This is a genomic window from Amycolatopsis sp. NPDC102522, from assembly GCF_055584485.1.
The window spans coordinates 108,342-126,508 of record NZ_JBVJLY010000010.1 but is presented as its reverse complement, the minus strand read 5'-3'; the positions used below and the strand labels follow the sequence as shown (position 1 = coordinate 126,508).

Genomic DNA, 18,167 nt, shown 5'->3' with positions numbered 1-18,167 from the left:
GGCAGATGAAACAATCATGGGCAGCGAGCGACTCATAGTTATGAGGGAGAGGCGCGCGCATTTGGGAGCACAGCGTCTCCGATCGACTGCGGAGAGTGGTCGCGCAGAGTCACGCTCTTGCTACGAAGCCAACCGTAAGCTGAATAGTGAACTAGGATCTTGAGATGGACTCGTTGTCGCTAGAGGCTACCGACGACCACGTTAAGCGGCTTGTTCGCGAGAATGACCCTGCGCGCGCGGTTGTCGAACTGATATGGAACGCGCTGGACGCCGAAGCAACGCGTGTTGAAGTGTCTGTCGAACGGAATCAGCTCGGCGGAATCCAGCGCGTCTCCGTAAGTGACAATGGGCACGGTATCCTGCCCGATGAGGTTAAAAGTACATTTGGACGCCTTGGTGGTTCCTGGAAGGCAAATTTAACAAAGACGCGCAATAAGATGCGAGAGCTACACGGAAGCAAGGGCGAAGGTCGCCTCAGGGCATTTGCCCTAGGTCAGAACGTTCGCTGGTTCAGTCGAAGTGTAGATATCGCCGGAAATCCGGTAAGCGTTGATATCAAAGGTGATTCCCGAAACCTCAGGAACTTTGAATTCGATATTGCTGCACGCGACGATCAAGAACACACCGGCACTGTCGTTTCATCTGAATTTGACGATCAGAAGCGCGGCAAGCGACTAGAATTGCAAAGTGCTCGCGACACGCTCACGGCCGCTTTTGCCCCGATACTCCTTGATGAGCCAACACTTGAGATCATCTATCTTGGAAAGCCGCTCGAAGCAAAGAAGCACGTCAGGTCGGACTATTCATGGTCAAGAAGTGTTATTGCAGAGACGGGCAAAGAGACGTATAGGATCCGCCTAATTCAGTGGGAAACTATTAAGCGTCGCGTTATCTACTACTCAAAGTCCGAAGGGCGAGGACTTATTGAACAAGGCGTGCGCGAACTGGAGAAGCAGTTCAATTACTCCGCCTACGTCACATGGGATAAAGTTGATACCCATCGCACCCAAGTCAACCTGGGCGACATGGCGCCCAGTCCAGTGCGCGAGGTAGTCAGCGATGTTCACTCTGAAATTCAGCGCTACTTCTCCGATCTTCGCCGATCAAGGCGAAAAGAGCGCCTGGCGCAATGGAAAAAGGATGGCATCTATCCCTACACAGGGGCGCCAAAAGGCGAGGCGGACAGGGTTGAGCGCGAACTGTTTGCGATAGTCTCGGGAACTCTGAGTGGGCACATTGCGGAAGATTTAGATGCGGCCGAACTTACGCTTGCCTTGCTGCAAAACTCGCTACAGCACGAACCTGGACACCTTCTTGAGATTTTGCATGAAATAGTTTCCTTGCCGGTGGTTGATCGTGACAACCTAACAAGGTTGATCAGGTCGGTTTCGATGCGAAGTATCATCAAGGCCGCGTCGAGTATCGCGGATAGAAATCGTTTTCTTCTTGCCTTAGATCACATCGTCCATCATCCGGAAGATTCAAAAGTATTTAATGAGCGAGACAACCTTCACAAGATCGTGGAAGGTGAGCTGTGGATCTTCGGTGAGCAATACAATTACATGAGGAGTGAGCGTGGCTTAACGGAAGCACTTCGCTCCCATCTTAGATTGTCCGGTCTGAATATTCCAAGTAATCTAAGGCCTGTTCGTCAGCCTGATGGAAGACTCGGTCGCCTCGATTTGCATCTGGCCGTCATGGCACAAGAGCACGAAAGGGTGCGACACTTAGTGATCGAATTAAAGGATCCCAGCCTTGAGCTCAAACGGGATCACCTTGACCAAGTAAAAGACTACTGCAACACCATTCTGGATGACCCGAGGTTCTCGGATCCTTCTGCGCATTGGGATTTCCTGCTCATAGGTCGGAGTGTAGACAGGATCGCAAGGCGAGAGATTCACGAGAATTCAACGATCCCCGGCCTTTTCCTGAAGCCAAACAAGGAATCGGAAGACTCGCCAAGCGTGGCTGCCTACGTTAGAACCTGGCGTGACATTATCGATGATAACAAAACAAGATTGAAATTCTTCAAGGACTCCTTGGATGACGACCCAACTATTGAGGAGTCTCTGCACTACTTACGTAAGGTACATTCGGCCGCCTTGCCGACAAAGTTTCAAGCAATCGAAGACGATGGTAAGCGGGAAGCTGGGCCTGCGGCGTAAGTGTCGCTCAGGCGTGCCGCGTGCAGCCAGGCGACTAGCGCGCGGCAGTTGAGTCCGGCTTGACCGGACGCAACCGGGTGCGGTCGAACGCTTTACGCCCAGACGCAGGTGCCGGGTTTAGAACCAGGCGCCAGTCACCGACTGCGCGGCGCAACATTGCTCGTCGCTCCGGGACCCCGCCCGCGTCCCATTCCGCACCGACAATTGCCTTGCTTTGCACCGTGACTGGAACGTCGAGCCGATCACCCGATAATTGATCACGTTCGGCGGTGTACCTAGCGAGGTCTTCCAGTAGTGGCGCGTTCGCACGGTCGAAGGCAGCCAGGCTCATTTCGCGACGCCCTAATCGCTCCGACAGTGCTTCGTGGACTTTGTCGCACTCGGCGATCAGTGCGTCGAGCTCGGCCAGGCGCGAGCCCACCTTTGCGTATGCAGCGCTGATCGCTGCCGCGAACCGGGGATCAGATAGTCGGGTCATCACGAATCGGCGCAGTTCGGCATCGATGTGCCGCGCATCCGCTGCGACCTTTCCGCAGCCACGACGCGACGTCAGACACGCGTACTGACGTCGCTTCTCCCCAGTGTCTTTGTAGATGCCTGAGTGTGGACGGCCGTAGAGCCTATTCCCACACCGGCCGCACCGCAGGATTCCTGACCCTGCGTAGCGGTCGCTCGCGACCCTGCCTCGCCGCCGTCCCGCGAACAGCGCCCGCAGTCGCTCGAAGTCGGTCGGATCGATGATCGGGGCGCCATCCATGCGGCCCACGACCTCGCCGCCGTACTCGACCAGTCCGGCATTGCGTGGTCGAAGCAGCACATCTTTGACGGTCTGGCTGATGAAGTCCCGGCCGGTCGAGGTGCGCAGTCCAGCGGCGTTCCATTTCCGCGCCAACTTCGCGCAATCGGTCGCCCCTGCAAGCAGGGGGCTAACAGCCTCAGCGACGGCCGCCCGCTCTGCCGCTACCTGCGTCGCTGGAACCTCAACCCGTTCGTTTTTCGTGGGGTTTTCACCCAGCGGGCGACGCTCCATTCCGGGAAACCCGAACGGCCTTGGTCCAGGATGAGCGACGCCCTTTCGCCGCAGTACATCGAACCGGCGCTTAGTGCGGCGCTGGGTGTCATCAGACGAACGGGCAGCGTGGGCGACTTCGATCCGCAGAATGAAACGGTCGTTTGGGTCCGACAGATCACGCGCCCCGTGCGCCGACGCGACCTTGTATCCAGAGTCGCCAAGTTCGATCAGTCGTTCTAAGTCTTTCGGCTGGCGAAACAACCGGTCCACGTGCCAGACACACACCCCGTCTGACTCGCCCGATTCCAGCCGGGCCAACAGTCGTTCCCAGCCCTGCCGCTTTGCGCCCTTGCGCCAAGCAGACATGCCGTCGTCAAGTGTCAGGCCCAGCACGCCGCCCAATCGCTCGATCACTTTGCCGTTGTCGGCGTGCTGGGTCTCGATCTTCTCTAGCTCGCCCGTTTCCGGCACCCGCGACAGCCGTGCATACGAGTCGTACACAGGCCGTCGACCCGCGTTACCAGCGGTTATGTTGTCGGTAGCTTCCCTGTCGGCACCCATACGAGAACCGTAGGTCAACAAATAAGGGTTCGCTAGAACGCGACTTGCCACTCACGACCACCCCGACCTCCGCACGCGGCAACCTCAGGGCCGCGAGTCCTGCCCGAACCGCTCCCAGTCCCGGTCCCAGGCCGCCCGCCGCGCCCGGTTCAGCAGGCGCGAAGCGATCAGATACCCCGAAGCCAGCACCGTCGCCGCGATCAGCCACACCCCCACCCCGACGCCGACCCCCGTGCTGGTCGCGTCCAGCGGCATCACCGGCGGAGCGACGACGGCGTCGGACTCGTCGAGCCACACGGTCACCCCGTCACCCGCCGTAGCGCCGAGATCGGCGGTGGCCGGCCCCTCCTGAACCGTGCCGTCCGCCAACACCCAGCGCGCCGGGACACGAGCGGTCTCCATCGAAGGAGTCCCGTCGACGCCGATGCGCGCCGGCGGAGCGTCTTCGAGCAGAAAAGCGGTCGTCGAATGACGAGTAGCCGTCTCCAAAGCCGAGCGCGCCATCGTCGTCGCGTAGGCCTCCGAGCCGGCCGCCGCGGCCAGCGGGACACCCAGCAGCGCCGCCAGGACACTGCCGAGGAGGATCACTCCCTCGATCCGGTCGGAGAGCCGGGCGAGCGGATTCCGGCCGGGATGAATCCGGCGCCACAGGAACAGAAGCGACACGACGGGCCTCCTTCACCGGTTCCCCACCGACAAGACTGCGTCGCGAAGAGCCGGAGTGATAGGAGGCTTTGGTCCCGTCAGCGGCGAGGAACGTTCTCACCCGGGATCACGTACGCGGCGGCCGCCCGGTTCACCGCACGACGTGCGCGTACGCGGGCTTCAGGTCCTCCACAGGACCAGGCGGCGCCACCAGTGGCCCTTTCGCCCAATCGCAGCCGAGTTCGTGCAGCACCTTCAGTTGCCGCGCGGTCTCGACTCCCTCGGCGACCACCACGAGGTCGACGGCGTGCGCCATCGCCATGATCCCGGCGACGATCGGCTCGGCGTCGGTCGACTTCCCGAGGTCGGCCACGAACGACCGGTCGATTTCGATCACGTTCAGATCGAGGCGGCACAATTGGGCGAGCGAGGAGTACCCGGCGCCGAACCGTTCCGCGGTCACCCGGACCCCGGTCTTCCGCAGCGCGTCGACAGCGTCGGCCGCGTCCTTCAGCGCCGTTTCGTCGACGTCGAGGCTCAGGTCCTGCGGTCCCAGCCCCGCTTCCTCCAGAGTTGTCTGAACCACCTGTAGCAACGTGGGATCGCCCAGTTGGCGGACCGAAAGGCTCACATTCACATTACAGTGCACACCATGATCGGCACGCCATCGCGCGATCTCGCCGGCGGCCTTGGCAAGGACCTCCGCGCCGATGACCGTCAAAAGATCGCCGTCGTCGGCGATCTCGGCCAATTCGGCCGGATCGATCGGTCCCCGGACGGGGTGATCCCAACTGGACTTCGCCTTCACCGCGACCATGTCGCCGGTCCGCAAATCGACGACGGGCTGATAAACGGTCTCGACCAGGCCTTCCGCGACGGCGTTCCGCAGATCCTGCTCCAGAATGAATCGGTCCTGCGCTTTCTTTCGCATGATCGGCGCATAGAACGCGTACCGGCCTGGGCCGAATGTTTTGGCCTGATACATCGCCAGATCGGCGTCTTCCAGCAATTCATCGGCACTGCGGGTATCGCCGGGTTCTGCGATCACTATTCCGATACTCGTATTTATATGCAGTTCTCGGCCGTGCACCGTGAGCGATTCGGCGAGATGCCGCTGAAGGTGATCGGCCAGCGCCCGTACCTCGGCGGCTTCGGTATAACCGGTGGTGATGACCAGGAACTCATCCCCGCCGAGCCGCCCGACCAGATCCGAAGGTCCGGCGGCGGCTCGCAGCCGGTCGCCGATGATGCGCAGCACCTGGTCGCCGACGGTATGACCGAGCGAGTCGTTGATGATCTTGAACTTGTCGAGGTCGATGAACATCACGGTGGTCGTGCGCGCCGGATCGGCGATCGTGAGGCGCAGCCGGTTCAGCGCGAGCGTGCGGTTCGCGAGCCTGGTCAGCGGGTCGTGGGCGGCCTCGTAGGCCAGCCGCTCGCTGATCGCCCGCCGTTCGGTGATGTCGGCGAAGGACGTCAGCACCGAGGGCACGCTCTGCCCCGGCGCCATCAGCGGACCGGAGGTCAGCGAAAGCCACCTGTGCGCACCGTCGCGGCGCCGCACCTGCACGACCCGCCCGGTCTCGACCTTCCCGGAACGCCGCACGCGCGCGGACGGCAGATCCTCGACGGGCACCGGGACGCCGTGTTCGTCGTGCAGCCGCAGCGTCCGGCTCTCCAGGCCGACCAGGGAGCCCGCCGGGACACCGGAGATCCGGTGCGCCGCGGAGTTCGCCAGCTCGATCCGCCCACCGGGCCCGACTACCAACACGCCTTCGTCGAGCGTTTCGACGACGGTGGCGAATTCGGCCTCGGCCCGGCGCTGCGCGGTCTCGTCGGCGCACAGCAGCACGTAGCCGTCGAACATCTCGGCCGCGGAGACGCGCACCGCCAGCGCCGTACCGTCGGCGCTGAAATGCGTCGCCTGCACGACACCGCCCGCCGCGACGACCTGCCGCGGACTCATCGGCGCGCCGACGACCTCGGCCACCGGGACACCGATGACCTGGTCGAGTTCGTGTCCGTAGACGGCCTCGGCCGCCGGATTCCAGCTCGTCACCAGCCCGTCGGGCGAGGTCGCGATGATCGCGTCGCTCGCGTGCCCGACCAGCGCGGCCTGAAACCGCAGCCCTGCCTCGGCCGCCTTCTGCATGGTCAGATCGCGCATGATCACCTGGTAGGCGGGTTCGCCCTCCCAGGTCGTCAGCACAGCCTGCGATTCGACGGTGACGCCGCGGCCGTCCAGGGTCCGCAGCGTCATTTCCGTCGGTTCACTGAACGAGCCGGGCGAGGCCAGCGAACCGATCCGCGCCAGCAGCGCGTCCTGCGAACCGGCGGCGACCAGGTCTGTGATGTGCGTCCCGATGATCTCCGTCGACACCTTCGCGCCGACGAACCGCATCGCGGCGGAGTTCACGAACACGATTTTGCCGCGCTGATGGACGCAGATCCCGTAAGGGCTCGCCTCGACCATCGTGAGATATTGCGTACCCAATGTGCCGCCGTCGGAGTTTTGCTCCAAAAGGCGGTACCCATGACCGAGAAAAGCAAGTGCGGGGTCACCGCGGTGATCCCTCTCGGCGGACAACTCGGTCAGCAGACGGACGAGCGAAGCATGCCGGTCGGGTTTTCCCACCGTGCGGGTCGCGGCGCCGTTCGCTGGCGAGGAATCCTGATCCGAGGGCCGGTGGGTGTCGGGAGTCCCACCGTCGAGATCGTCAGGATCCATCTGATCCAAACCCCCTACTCGACTGATGTAGCTTCCGATTAGATCACTAAATCGACGTAGCCGTCCTCCCCGGACAGCTGATCGGTGCGGCTATTCCACCCCAGCGTTGACTGAATGTAGTTGAAGGGAAACACGTGCGGAGCAAAACAGACATCTGCGGCATCGGCGCCGTAACCGCCTACGGCTGGGGGCGCGAACCGCTGTGGGAGGGCCTCGCCAGTGGTGTCCCCTGCGCCCAGTTCACCGAAGGCTACGGGGAGACCCCGGATCTGCCGGGCTGGGTCGCACACGTGGCCGAGGGCGGCAGATCCAGGGACGGCAGCCTGCACGCCCGCGCTTTGCTCGCGGCGGCACGCGAAGCGATCGAAGACGCCGGCTCACGGGGCTGGTCACCCGGACGGCGGGTCGGCGTCATCGCCGGCGGCGTCCGGGAAGACCTGCGGAGCTGGGACAGGCTCACGGAGATGGGCGACCAGCTCATGTACCGGCGCGAGTTCATCGGCATGATGCCCTCGACCCCGATCGCCGCGCTCATGTCGGAGTTCGGCTTCCGCGGCCCGTCGATGACCACGTCCGCCATGTGCGCGACAGGCAGTGCCGCGACCCTCACCGCGAAGATGTGGCTGGACGCGGGAATGGCCGACGACGTCGTGGTGCTCACCACGGATCTGTCCGCGACCAGGCCGGTGGTCCGCAACTTCGTGCACTGCGGAGTGGCCATCACCGACGTGCCGCCGCTCGAGGCGTGCCGTCCTTTCCAAGAGGGCACCATGGGCTTCACCTTCTCCGAGGCCGCGGTCGCGATAGTGCTGACACGGCAGAAGACCGATGCGTACGCGACAGTGCTCGGCGGCGCCATGACCCACGAAGCGCACAACGCGATGGCCCTCGACCCCGACCCGACGACAGCGATCGCGGCGGTGACCGAGGGACTGGAGAACGCGCACGTCTCCGCCTCGGACATCCGCTACGTCAACGCGCACGGAACCGGCACGAAACTCTGTCACCGCACGGAATCCCGGATCCTCGAGACGCTCTTCCCCCGCAGCACCCAGATCTACTCGATCAAGCCGCTGACCGGGCACAGCCAGTCGAGCAGCGCGCTGACCGAGATCGCGGCGAGCTGCCTGGCGGCGGAGCGGGATCTGATCCCGGCGCCGAAACCGGTCGCCGACGGGCATCCGCAGCTGATGGAAGGACCGTCCCGGCCGGAAAACGGGCTCACCGTCAAGACGTCGATCGGGATGGGCGGTTACGTCACCTCGGTCGTGCTGGAGACCGCGTAGCCGACCAATTCGATAACACACGGTCTCAACGTCGTCACGAAGTGTCATTTACCGTGCTCATGTGGTCGATACTCCCGAGTAGCGACAACGCACTGAGCACGGAGGCGATCATGAGCGCGCGAACTGCATCCGACAATCTCGTCCGTAACTACCTGTTCTTGCGGCGCGCCATAGGTTTCCTCGGGATCGGGCTGCCCTTCGTGCTGATCTTCGGGAAGCTGTTCGTCGACGGCGGCGGCCTGCTCAACTCGATCAGCGGGTACTACTACTCGGGAATGCGCGACGTCTGGGTCGGCGTCATGTGCGCCATCGGCGTCTTCCTGTTGTCCTATCGGGGTTACGGGCGGATCGACGACATCGCCGGCAACATCGCGGCGGTGGCCGCGGTCGGGGTGGCGCTCTTCCCCACCACGCCGTCGAACGGCGACAGCACGGACGTGTTCGTCGGCAGGCTGCACCTCGTCTTCGCCGCGGTCTTCTTCCTCACCTTGGCGTTCTTCTGCATCGTGCTGTTCACCAGGTCGGATCAGGAGATCCCCGGCGCCCGCAAACCCGAACGGAACCGGCTGTACGTCACCTCCGGTGTGATCATGCTGGTGTGCCTGGCCTTGATCGTGGTCTGCAGCCTCGTTTTCGACGACCTGACGAAGTCGTTCTACCCGGCGTTGTGGCTGGAATCGATCGCGATTTTCGCGTTCGGCGTCGCGTGGCTGACCAAGGGCGGGACGCTGCTGCCGGACCGGACCGTGACACCGGGGGCGACCGTGACGGTCTGACCAGTGCCGGAGCCGAGGCGATCAAGGTAAAGGAACCTTTATCATCGGCCGGGTCGTTGAGGCCTTATGACCGATCGCATCGCACTCCAGCTGGGCCGCCGCGATCTGCTGGTGGTCGCGGGGATTCCCGGGGCGGGCAAGACCACCTTGCTGTCCCGGGCGGCGACCGGCGCACTGCCGGTGCTCGATTCCGACCAGGTCCGCGCGCGGCTGCGCGAACGGCTGCCCGCCGCGCTGCCGTACCGGTACTACCGGCCGCTGGTCCACGGGTGGCACCGCGCGCGGGTCGTCCGGGCCGCGCTGGCGGACGGCGGACCGCTGGTCGTGCACGAGCCGTCGACCCGCGCGACCACCCGCGGGCTGCTGGCCCTGCTCGGCCTGCTGAGCCGCCGCCCGGTCCGGCTGCTGTGGCTCGACGTCTCCCCGGAGGACGCTCGCGCCGGCCAAGTCGCGCGCGGGCGCGTCATCCGGCGGCATTCGTTCGCCCGCCACGTCAAAAGGGCCGAGAAGGTGCGCCGTGCGCTGCGCTCCGGCTGGGTTCCGGCAGGCTGGCACAGCGCCCGGATGGTGACCCGCGAAGTCACCGGGGCGCTGCGGTTCGTCATCGACGAGGAGCCGGGAAGAGTCCGGCTCCTCCCTGCCGAGCGGCGCGCCGCCTAGCCTTCCTGGGCGCGCAACCGCGCCCGGCGCTTCCCTTCGTGCATCGCCACGACGCGGGCGACGGGGATCGTGTGTCCCTGTTCGACGAGGTCGGCGGGCAACGTCTGCGGCGACGGCATCGCCTCGGCCCAAGGATCCTTGTCCCCCAGCAGGTCCGGCGCCGTGTAGACGGTGAAGTCGGCGGGGAGGACGGAGCTCAGCTCGTCCCAGGCCACCGGGAACGACACCGGCAGTCCCGGCCGCAACCGCGGGCTGTACGCCGCCGCGACCGTGTTCCCGCCCGCCCGCGTCGAGTCGAGGTACACCTTCCCCTCGCGGTCTTCCACGATGTACGCGGTCGTCGCGACCGACGGGTCGACCTGCTCCGCGCGGGCGGCGAGCGCGCGGGTCGCGGCCGCGACGTCCTCGAAGCCCTGCCCCGGCACCAGCGGGACGAAGATGTGCACTCCCTTGGAGCCACTGGTCTTCACCGCACCGGCGAGCCCGGTGTCGGAAAGGGCCTGCCGCACCAGTTCCGCGGCCTTCACGACATGCGCGAAGTCGTCTCCCGCGGGCGGGTCGAGGTCCAGGACGAGATGGGTCGGGCCCGCGTCCGCGTCCGCCGTCATCAACGTCGGGTGGTACTCGACGGCGCGCTGGTTCGCGAACCACAGCAGCGTGCGGCGGTCGTCGCAGAGCGCGTACGACACCTGCCGTTTCGACGTCTCCGCCCACATCCCGTGCCGCTTCACCCAGGGAGGCGTGTACTTCGGCAGATTCTTCTGCATGAACGGGCCCTGGCCGCGCAGGATGCGGATCACCGACAGCGGCCTGTTCTCCAGTACCGGGAGGAGACGGCCCGCGACGGCGTCCAGGTAGTCCACGAGATCGCGTTTGGTCGCGCCCTCGAACAACGGCTGGTCGAGGTTGGTCAGCTTGACCCCGTCGCGCTCGTCATCGCTCATGGGGTGAGCCTGGCACAAAAAACTCGTGAGTGGTAATGACGGTTAGAACCGTCATTACCACTCACGAGCCTGGCACCTACTGATGCTGACAACTAACTGATGCCGGCGCCTAACTGATGTTGGCGTCAATACACGCGTAGAACGCGTTCGCCGTGTCGTAGACGTTCCAGCGGGCGAGGATCTTGTGCCGCCCGCTCTGCTGCAGGTTCACGCTGTGCGTGACCGTCGCACCCGGAGTCGCGCCGTTGTCGTTGACGGTGGCGACCTTCGCGCCGTCGACGAAGTACTCCCACGTGCTGGTGCGGTGGCGAGCCGTCAGCGTCCACCGGAACTGGGTGGTGCGCCCGATGGAGTGCACCTTCCAGCCCTTGCTGTCATTGTTGAGGTCCGCGAAACGGCCGACACCGCCGTTACAGCTCATGAGCCCCTTGGGGCCCTCGACGCTTTGCGGTTCCCATTTGATGTCACCACAGGAAACGGTGCTCTGGGCGCACTGTGCCTGCCTGCTGGCGGGCGAGGAAACGTAACCGTGCGCGCTGGCGGTTCCCGCCGGGATCGCGACCAGAACCGCCGGCACCATTGCCGCACCTGCCGTCAGGGTCAAAAGCCGTCGTTTGAAGCTCATGTCTACCCCTTTCCCATCTCTACACCCGCCGCTGACCCGGTCGGGGAACCGTCCGCAGACTCGAGGTTCCTGGGCCACAGCGAGCGAAAACCAATGAAGGTTGGGACCACATCCGCCCAATGCGCCGAGCAGGCGAATGTGGTCTAGACCATAATTGGTTCAGACGACTCGGTCAAGAGTAACCAACCGGGCACTTGGAGTCGTGAAGATCGAACAGGTGTTGTCAAGCCGTACGTTCAGCCCGCACCCAAACAGACGAACGGTCGCCGGAACGGATCAACGGCGATGGTGTCCGCCAACGCCGTCGCCGGTCCGGCCCCTTCGGCGAGTCCGCGGTGGTAGTCGTCCATCGCGGCCGCCGCGGCCTCGTCACCGACTCGGCTCAACGGGGCGATCACCGTCCGCGAACCGCTCGCGAGCAGCGCGCTGGCGAAACCGAGGACTTCGTCGCCGGGCCGGATCCGGTTCAGCGCCAGTTCGCACGCCGCGAAGACGACCTGCGACGGCGGTTGCGCGAGCCCGGCCATCTCGTGCGCGAAGAGCGCCCCGTCCGCCAGTTCCAGCCGGGAGAACAAGGCGTTCTCGGGTTCGTGCGCGCCGTGCGCGGCGATGTGCGCGAGCTTCGCGCCGTCCAGCGCGCGCAGCACGGAAGACACTGTCGCGTCGGGCCCGGTCAACGTATGCGCGTCCTGGTAGTGCGTGGCGAGCTTTTCCAGCTCTCCCCTGGTGCCCACGAGACCCGGACCGCGGACGAGCACGACCTTCCGCGCGCTGGGCACCGTCGCACGTTCCGCGCCCAGCCACGCCGTCGCCGACGGGGCGACGACGATGGGCCGCGACCGCAGCGCGGGCAGGACACCCCAAGGGACGGCGTACAACGGACCTGTCGGCACGACGACCAGGCCGCGGTCCCCGAGCAGCCCTTCCAGCGGCCGGATCAGCTGGATGTCGAGCCGTTCCGCCTGTTTCCGCGCCGAACCGAGGACCGACTGGACCAGTGGCGCCGGCAGCTGATCCGGGGCGAGGGCGTCGAGATCGACGTTCAGCATCCGCGCGGACTCCGCCGCCCGCGCCGCCGAACCGAGCCGCACCAGTTCGCATCGCCCGCCCGCGACGACCACCGCCACCAGGTCGTCCTCGGAGTACGCGAAACTCACCAGCGCGCGTTCGCCCAGCCGCTCGGCGACCTCCGCGAGGCGCGCGATCGGCCGCGGCTTGCCCCAGCGTCCGGCGTGCCACCCGAGCCGATGCGCCTCGCGCAGCCGCTCGGCGTGTTTCGCGCGCAGGGCCGCCGTCGAATGTCCTTCGTGCTGCGCCTGGTGGATCGCCTGGTCGAGACCCCGGACCTCGCCGACCCGCTCGGCGAGCTCCGGATCCGTCGCCGCGAGGGGTTCGTACCGGTAGCTCTGCGCGCGGGTCCGCTCCGTCCAGGCGAACAACCGGGCAGCATCCGCACGTTCGAGCACGATCTTGACGGCCAGATCCGCCAGCTCCCGGCCGTGCAACGCCGTCCCGGACACCAGCTCGAGGCCGCCCATCCGGTCGCGGACCCGGTCGAGTTCGGTGAGCCCGGCCCGGATCTCCGCCAGTGCCCTGGTCTTGTTCCCCTCCGAGATCGCGAGTTCCGCGCGGCAAAGTCTTCGCAGCATCCGATGATCGACGGAGGTCAGCCGCCCCGGACGCGGGATCCTGTCGAGCAACTCGGCCGCACGCTTGCGTTTTCCCTTCCGCAGCTCGACCCGGACGGCCAGCATGCGCGCCAGCGCGGCCTGATCGGCGAGCCGCGGCATCGGCATCCCGTTCGCCGCGCGCAGCGCGCGAGCGGTCAGGGTGAGCGGGATCTCGTTGGTGCGCAAGGCATCCCGGACGTCGGCACGGAGACCGACGATGGTCGCGTTGGCCACGCAGGTCTGACATCCCCAGCGCAGCATCCTTCGCCGCGCCGAGGCCGCGTAGCCGCGCGCGAGTTCGAGGTCGTCGCTCATCAGCGCCGCCGACGCGCGGTACAACTCCACGTCGGCGAGATCGCGGGTGGCGCTGCTCTGCGCGCGCATGACCTCCAGTACCTCGTCGAGATGCCGGGCCGCCTCGTCCGCCAGGCCCGCGGCCAGCAACGCTTGAGCCTGGTCCAGCCGCAGAAGTGGATGCACCTCTTGGTCGAGGGCCCGATAGATCCGTTCGCTCTCCTCGTACAGCCGGAGAGCGGCAGGAACGTTCCCGACCCGTAGTTCGAGCGAACCGAGCGGACGACGGACGTCGGCCGCCTGGAACCGCAGTTCGTACTTCTCCGCGATGTCCATGGCACGAGCCAGATCCTCACGAGCCCGGCCGACGGCGCCCAACCGCGTGTACGCCAGGCCGCGCGTGATCATCGTTCCCAGGTACGGATGAAGTACGGGAATCGGATCCTGCGCCGAGGCGAGAACGAATTCCTTACTGTGGATCGAAGAATCGAAGTAGGCGATGCCGTCTTCGTTCTGCCCCACCGCCATCAGCAGGAGCCCGTAGTTGTGGTCGATGGCACCACTCAGTTCCGCCCGCAGCTTCAGATCCCCGACGTCGGCGAGCAGCGACCGGACCTCGTCCAGTTCGGCCAGCCCGGCGGCGACCTCCCCACCGGTTTCCGCGCCGAGCGCGACCAGCGAGTTCGTGAGGCGGATCCGCGCGGCGAGCCACTCCGATCGGTCGCCTTCGAGCGCCGGTTCCACCGAGTCGAGAACCGACATTCCCTGATGGAGCAGCTTCAAACCTTCGCGCGGCCGCGCCGAGCAGACCGCGTCGACCCCTGCCCGTTGCAGGGCACGCGCCTTTTCGATGGCCTCGGCCATCCCGAGTTCTGTTACGACCACTGATCTATGACAGCACAGTCGGTAGCCGAAAGACCGCCGCCCGCCAGGGAATACCCTGACGGGCGGTTCAAGTCTTTCAACTCACGCGGTCAAGGCGTCGGAGGCGGGGTCTGGATACAGCCGCCCGAGCATTCCAGCAGCTTGTCACGAAAGTGATCACAGTCCGGGCTGTGTTCGTGTTGTTGCAGGTCAGGCTTGGGCAGAACCGGGTCGACCGGCTCCTCCTCACCGATGGGGTCCTTGACGTCCGTAGGCGTCGACATTTGACGATCTCCTCCCCTGCTGATCTTTCTCTGTCTTACCAGGCAGCCCCATTACGGCGGCCCCCTCTGCGCGCAGGCCCTCTTCCTGCGAACGGGGCAATAGTGCCACAACGGAGCAATGATCGGGAGTTTTTACCTACACTGAGTCATCGGCGGCACCCAAAAGAGGGACGTCTAGTTAGCGAGCCTTACGACCTGCACCAAATGGCCGATAGGGGCTTACGCCACCCTCCGCGAAGGCGACGGATCGAGATCGTTTCGCTGCGCCATCCGGCCTAAGATCCAAAACTTCTTGCGACACAAGGGTTTCCGCCGACAAACGCCGGGGAACTCACGACCGGTCGGGGGTTGACCGGCAAAAATCCGGAGGAGATAGCGATGCCAACATGGTTGGTCATCATCATCGTCGCCGCCGCGATCTTGGTAGTGGGCGCGGCCGTTTGGTTCGTCATCGAGGGGCAGCGCAGGCGGCGATTACGAGAGACGTTCGGGCCCGAATACGACCGGGCCGTCAAGGAACACGAAAGCCCGAGGGAGGCCGAACGTGAGCTTTCCTCGCGGGTGAAACGCCATTCGGATCTCGACATCCGGCCGCTGCCGTCGTCCACAAGGGACCGGTACGCGCAGGAATGGGCACTGATCCAGGAACAGTTCGTCGACCGACCGTCCGGCGCCGTCGTCGAGGCGGACCGGGTACTGGTCTCCCTGATGGCCGAGCGCGGTTACCCGACCGAAGGGTACGACCAGCAGCTCGCGGATCTGTCCGTCCGGCACGCGAACGCGTTGCGGCACTATCGCGCCGGACACGAAACCCTGGAGAACCACAGGGAATCCGAGATGTCCACTGAGGACATGCGCGGGGCGATGAAGCACTACCGCGAGGTGTTCGAAGATCTGTTGACCGACGGTGACGAAGGAGTGGAAGATCATGGAAAGCAGGCCTCTGGGAACCGAGGACACGGAAAGCAGGCCTCTGGGCACCGAGGACTTGGTGAGCGCTGAGCCCGTCCGGGAAGAATCCACCGAGGACAGTGAGCAGACCCTGTTCGCCGTCACCGACGTCGAACGGTTCCGCGACAGCTGGCAGGGCATCCAGACGGCCTTTGTGGACGATCCGCAGCGGGCGGTCAAGGAGGCCGACGAACTCGTCGCCGTCGTGATCCAGAACCTGGCCACGACCTTCGCGGACCACAAGAAGGACCTGGAATCCGCCTGGAGCCAGGGTGAACCGGCCACCGAAGACCTCCGGATCGCGTTGCGCCGCTACCGGTCGTTCTTCAATCAGTTGCTGAAGTCCTAAGAGCTCTTCACGCGCCGGTGGTCGATCCGGGTCGTACGATCATCAGCACCGTCACCACGGCCCAGAGCAGGTTGAACATCCCGGTGTACATCGCCACGCGGCCCGCCGTGACCGGTTCCGACGGCGGCTCGGTGTCCAGCGCCGCGAGAATGGCGTTCTGCCCGGGAAGGACCAGCAGCGCCAGCACACCGGTGGCCGCGGCGGTGAGCACGATCGACACGATCACCCACAGGTCGCCGAACACCCGCATGCTCCCCGCCGTCGCCAGTCCGAAGAACGGCACCGCCAGACCGAGAATCGCGTAGACGCGGCAGATCCGGTTCAGCAAGCGCAGTACGGACAGCCCGGAACCCGGTTCGGCGAACGCCTTCCGGGCGGCGGCGGGGAACATGCTGGCCGCGACGGTGACCGGACCGATCGCGATGACGGCGGCGAGTACGTGGATGATCAAGAGAACTTTGGACACGCCGCCGAGCCTATGATCCGCACCCCGGTGCCCGGTACCGGTGTTTTCGACGGATATCACAGGATTCCGGCCATCTCCTACGTCCGGTGACGTACGCCGGGTGCCGCTTGGGAACGGATGTGGCGAGGGCCTCTCCCGCGCCACCATTCGTCACCATGAACCTTCCCGTGGACACAGACGAACTCACGAAACGGTACGGCGAGCACCTCGCCGTCGACCGGATGAAGCTGACCGTGCTGCCCGGCGAGATCTACGGCTTCCTCGGCCCGAACGGCGCGGGCAAGACGACGACGTTGCGGATGCTGCTGGGCCTGGTCCGGCCGACTTCCGGCAGCGTGCGGCTGTTCGGCAGACCGCCCGGCGCGCTCGGCGAGGTCGGCGCGCTGATCGAATCCCCCGGGTTCTACCCGTACCTGTCCGGCGCGGACAACCTCAAGGTGCTGGCCTCCTACAGCGGAACGGACCCGCTCCGCGTCGGCGAAGTGCTCGCGATGGTCGACCTCGCCGATCGCGGCAAGGACCGGTACTCGACCTACTCCCTCGGCATGAAGCAGCGGCTGGGTGTCGCGGCGGCGTTGCTGAAGGATCCGCGGCTGCTGATCCTCGACGAGCCGACCAACGGCCTCGACCCGGCGGGGATGGCCGACATGCGCGTGCTGATCCGGCGGCTCGGCGCGGAAGGCTGCACCGTGCTGCTGTCGAGCCATCTGCTGGGCGAGGTCCAGCAGATCTGCGACCGGGTCGGCGTCGTCTCCCGCGGCAGGCTGGTCGCGGAGAACACGGTGGCCGAACTCCGCGGCGGCACGGTGCTGCACATCGAAACCGACGAGAACCTGCGCGCCGCCGAGCTGACGCGGCGCTGGATCGGCGCGGAGAACGTGCGGGCGAGCGGGACCGGGCTCGATCTGACGGTCGCCCCGGAGCGCGCGTCGTGGCTGAACCGCGAACTCGTCACGGAAGGGATCGCGGTGCGCGAACTGCACGTCCGCGAACGGGATCTGGAACAGGTCTTCTTCGAGCTCACCGGAGAGGTGGCAAGTCATGTGGGGTAGCTGCACCGCCGAGCTGGCGAAACTCGTCCGGCGTCCGGCCAACTGGTTCATGCTGGGGATCGCGGTCGTGCTCGGCCTGACCTTCACCTACCTGCTGCCGCTCGCGGGCGCGGCAGGCTCGCCGAGCGGGGCGCCCGGCACGGATCGCGGGCTGGCGGCGACCATGCCGTCGAACCTGGTCGGCAACTCGATCGGCGGGCTGCCGGTGTTCCTCGGGGCGATCATGCTCGTGATCGGGGTGCTGGCCGTCGGCGGCGAATACGGCTGGAGCACGTGGAAGACCGTGCTGACACAGGGTCCTTCGCGGCTGACTGTCTACAGTGGAAAGTTGTTCGCGCTGGCCGTCGCGACCCTGACGATCGTGCTGACGACCTTCGCGACCGGCGCGGTCACGAGCGCGATCATCGCTTCCTCGGAGGGCCAGCCGACGGACTGGCCCGAGTTCGGCTCGCTGCTGACGGGAATCGGCGCGGGCTGGCTGATCGCGATGACCTGGGCGGCTTTCGGCGCGGCGCTCGCGATCGCGATGCGCGGGGTGGCGCTGCCGATCGGGCTCGGCCTGGTGTGGCTGCTGGTGGTCCAGAACCTGCTGTTCGGGGTCGCGGCCCCGCTTCTCGACTGGGTGAACACCGTCCAGCTGGCCCTGCCGGGAGCCAACGCCGGCTCGCTGGCCGCGTCGCTCGGCGCTTCGGGCGCGACGCCGGGGATCGGGGCCCTCGTCGGTGCTTCGCAGGCGACGCTGGTGGTGGCCGGGTACCTGGTGGTCTTCGCCGTTCTCGGCGGCTGGCTGCTGCGGCGCCGGGATGTCCTCTGAAGATCCGTGAAGGCCTCCTTC

At 65.5% G+C, this 18,167-nt stretch carries 15 protein-coding genes; 8 read left to right on the top strand and 7 right to left on the bottom strand.

All coding sequences use genetic code 11. The features are described 5' to 3' along the window. Positions 1–164 precede the first annotated feature (164 nt). Entirely contained in the window at positions 165–2,165 is a 2,001-nt protein-coding gene (locus tag ACZ6YV_RS23810; RefSeq protein WP_465511707.1) for an ATP-binding protein, read from the top strand. Between the two features lie 34 nt (positions 2,166–2,199). On the opposite strand, the gene ACZ6YV_RS23805 is transcribed toward ACZ6YV_RS23810, so the two are convergent. The 3 genes from ACZ6YV_RS23805 to ACZ6YV_RS23795 form a co-directional block, all read right to left on the bottom strand. Beyond that, positions 2,200–3,738 (bottom strand): recombinase family protein, encoded by a 1,539-nt coding sequence (locus tag ACZ6YV_RS23805; RefSeq protein WP_465511706.1) that lies wholly within the window; start codon positions 3,736–3,738, stop codon positions 2,200–2,202. 84 nt (positions 3,739–3,822) lie between these two features. Continuing rightward, positions 3,823–4,404, bottom strand: a complete 582-nt coding sequence (locus ACZ6YV_RS23800) for an Rv1733c family protein (protein WP_465511705.1) — start codon at positions 4,402–4,404, stop codon at positions 3,823–3,825. A gap of 130 nt (positions 4,405–4,534) precedes the next feature. Then, a complete protein-coding gene (locus ACZ6YV_RS23795; protein ID WP_465511704.1) occupies positions 4,535–6,856 on the bottom strand; it encodes a putative bifunctional diguanylate cyclase/phosphodiesterase in 2,322 nt (773 codons plus the stop codon). Between the two features lie 389 nt (positions 6,857–7,245). Between ACZ6YV_RS23795 and ACZ6YV_RS23790 the strand changes: the two genes are divergently transcribed. The 3 genes from ACZ6YV_RS23790 (at position 7,246) to ACZ6YV_RS23780 (ending at position 9,833) form a co-directional block, all read left to right on the top strand. Beyond that, positions 7,246–8,397 (top strand): beta-ketoacyl synthase N-terminal-like domain-containing protein, encoded by a 1,152-nt coding sequence (locus ACZ6YV_RS23790; RefSeq protein WP_465511703.1) that lies wholly within the window; start codon positions 7,246–7,248, stop codon positions 8,395–8,397. 110 nt (positions 8,398–8,507) lie between these two features. Beyond that, the gene (locus tag ACZ6YV_RS23785) at positions 8,508–9,173 is read left to right on the top strand and encodes a DUF998 domain-containing protein (RefSeq protein WP_465511702.1); all 666 of its coding nucleotides are present in this window, start codon (positions 8,508–8,510) and stop codon (positions 9,171–9,173) included. A 66-nt stretch (positions 9,174–9,239) separates the two neighbouring features. Further along, positions 9,240–9,833 carry an AAA family ATPase gene (locus ACZ6YV_RS23780; RefSeq protein WP_465511701.1) on the top strand — a complete coding sequence of 198 codons (594 nt, stop codon included), beginning with the start codon at positions 9,240–9,242 and terminating at the stop codon, positions 9,831–9,833. Here the strand turns inward: ACZ6YV_RS23780 and ACZ6YV_RS23775 are convergent. From ACZ6YV_RS23775 to ACZ6YV_RS23765, 3 genes are all read right to left on the bottom strand, one after another. Continuing rightward, entirely contained in the window at positions 9,830–10,777 is a 948-nt protein-coding gene (locus tag ACZ6YV_RS23775) for a DNA polymerase domain-containing protein (protein ID WP_465511700.1), read from the bottom strand. The two genes, ACZ6YV_RS23780 and ACZ6YV_RS23775, sit on opposite strands and share 4 nt — an antisense overlap. A 109-nt stretch (positions 10,778–10,886) precedes the next feature. After that, a complete protein-coding gene (locus ACZ6YV_RS23770) occupies positions 10,887–11,402 on the bottom strand; it encodes a lytic polysaccharide monooxygenase auxiliary activity family 9 protein (protein ID WP_465511699.1) in 516 nt (171 codons plus the stop codon). A 236-nt stretch (positions 11,403–11,638) separates the two neighbouring features. Then, positions 11,639–14,251, bottom strand: coding sequence for a CHAT domain-containing protein (locus ACZ6YV_RS23765; protein WP_465511698.1), 2,613 nt, complete (start codon positions 14,249–14,251; stop codon positions 11,639–11,641). 641 nt (positions 14,252–14,892) lie between these two features. Here ACZ6YV_RS23765 and ACZ6YV_RS23760 point away from each other — a divergent pair. Both ACZ6YV_RS23760 and ACZ6YV_RS23755 read left to right on the top strand, forming a co-directional pair. Then, the gene (locus ACZ6YV_RS23760; protein ID WP_465511697.1) at positions 14,893–15,516 is read left to right on the top strand and encodes a hypothetical protein; all 624 of its coding nucleotides are present in this window, start codon (positions 14,893–14,895) and stop codon (positions 15,514–15,516) included. Beyond that, positions 15,506–15,814, top strand: a complete 309-nt coding sequence (locus ACZ6YV_RS23755) for a hypothetical protein (RefSeq protein WP_465511696.1) — start codon at positions 15,506–15,508, stop codon at positions 15,812–15,814. The genes ACZ6YV_RS23760 and ACZ6YV_RS23755 overlap by 11 nt, the downstream gene beginning before the upstream one ends. 7 nt (positions 15,815–15,821) lie before the next feature. Here ACZ6YV_RS23755 and ACZ6YV_RS23750 read toward each other — a convergent pair whose 3' ends face one another. Beyond that, positions 15,822–16,280, bottom strand: coding sequence for a hypothetical protein (locus ACZ6YV_RS23750; RefSeq protein WP_465511695.1), 459 nt, complete (start codon positions 16,278–16,280; stop codon positions 15,822–15,824). A 155-nt stretch (positions 16,281–16,435) separates the two neighbouring features. Here ACZ6YV_RS23750 and ACZ6YV_RS23745 point away from each other — a divergent pair, with 155 nt between their 5' ends. Next, positions 16,436–17,332, top strand: coding sequence for an ABC transporter ATP-binding protein (locus ACZ6YV_RS23745; RefSeq protein WP_465511694.1), 897 nt, complete (start codon positions 16,436–16,438; stop codon positions 17,330–17,332). After that, positions 17,322–18,146: an ABC transporter permease gene (locus ACZ6YV_RS23740; RefSeq protein WP_465511693.1), complete on the top strand. Its 825-nt coding sequence runs from the start codon at positions 17,322–17,324 to the stop codon at positions 18,144–18,146. Before ACZ6YV_RS23745 ends, ACZ6YV_RS23740 begins: the two co-directional genes overlap by 11 nt. The last annotated feature ends 21 nt before the right edge of the window (positions 18,147–18,167 follow it).

Excerpts from the sequence above, each read along its gene's own strand:
- ACZ6YV_RS23810 (WP_465511707.1), top strand. The coding sequence starts at position 165 with ATGGACTCGTTGTCGCTAGAGGCTACCGACGACCACGTTAAGCGGCTT.
- ACZ6YV_RS23805 (WP_465511706.1), bottom strand. The coding sequence starts at position 3,738 with ATGGGTGCCGACAGGGAAGCTACCGACAACATAACCGCTGGTAACGCG.
- ACZ6YV_RS23795 (WP_465511704.1), bottom strand. The coding sequence starts at position 6,856 with ATGGTCGAGGCGAGCCCTTACGGGATCTGCGTCCATCAGCGCGGCAAA.
- ACZ6YV_RS23785 (WP_465511702.1), top strand. The coding sequence starts at position 8,508 with ATGAGCGCGCGAACTGCATCCGACAATCTCGTCCGTAACTACCTGTTC.
- ACZ6YV_RS23780 (WP_465511701.1), top strand. The coding sequence starts at position 9,240 with ATGACCGATCGCATCGCACTCCAGCTGGGCCGCCGCGATCTGCTGGTG.
- ACZ6YV_RS23775 (WP_465511700.1), bottom strand. The coding sequence starts at position 10,777 with ATGAGCGATGACGAGCGCGACGGGGTCAAGCTGACCAACCTCGACCAG.
- ACZ6YV_RS23770 (WP_465511699.1), bottom strand. The coding sequence starts at position 11,402 with ATGAGCTTCAAACGACGGCTTTTGACCCTGACGGCAGGTGCGGCAATG.
- ACZ6YV_RS23760 (WP_465511697.1), top strand. The coding sequence starts at position 14,893 with ATGCCAACATGGTTGGTCATCATCATCGTCGCCGCCGCGATCTTGGTA.
- ACZ6YV_RS23745 (WP_465511694.1), top strand. The coding sequence starts at position 16,436 with ATGAACCTTCCCGTGGACACAGACGAACTCACGAAACGGTACGGCGAG.
- ACZ6YV_RS23740 (WP_465511693.1), top strand. The coding sequence starts at position 17,322 with ATGTGGGGTAGCTGCACCGCCGAGCTGGCGAAACTCGTCCGGCGTCCG.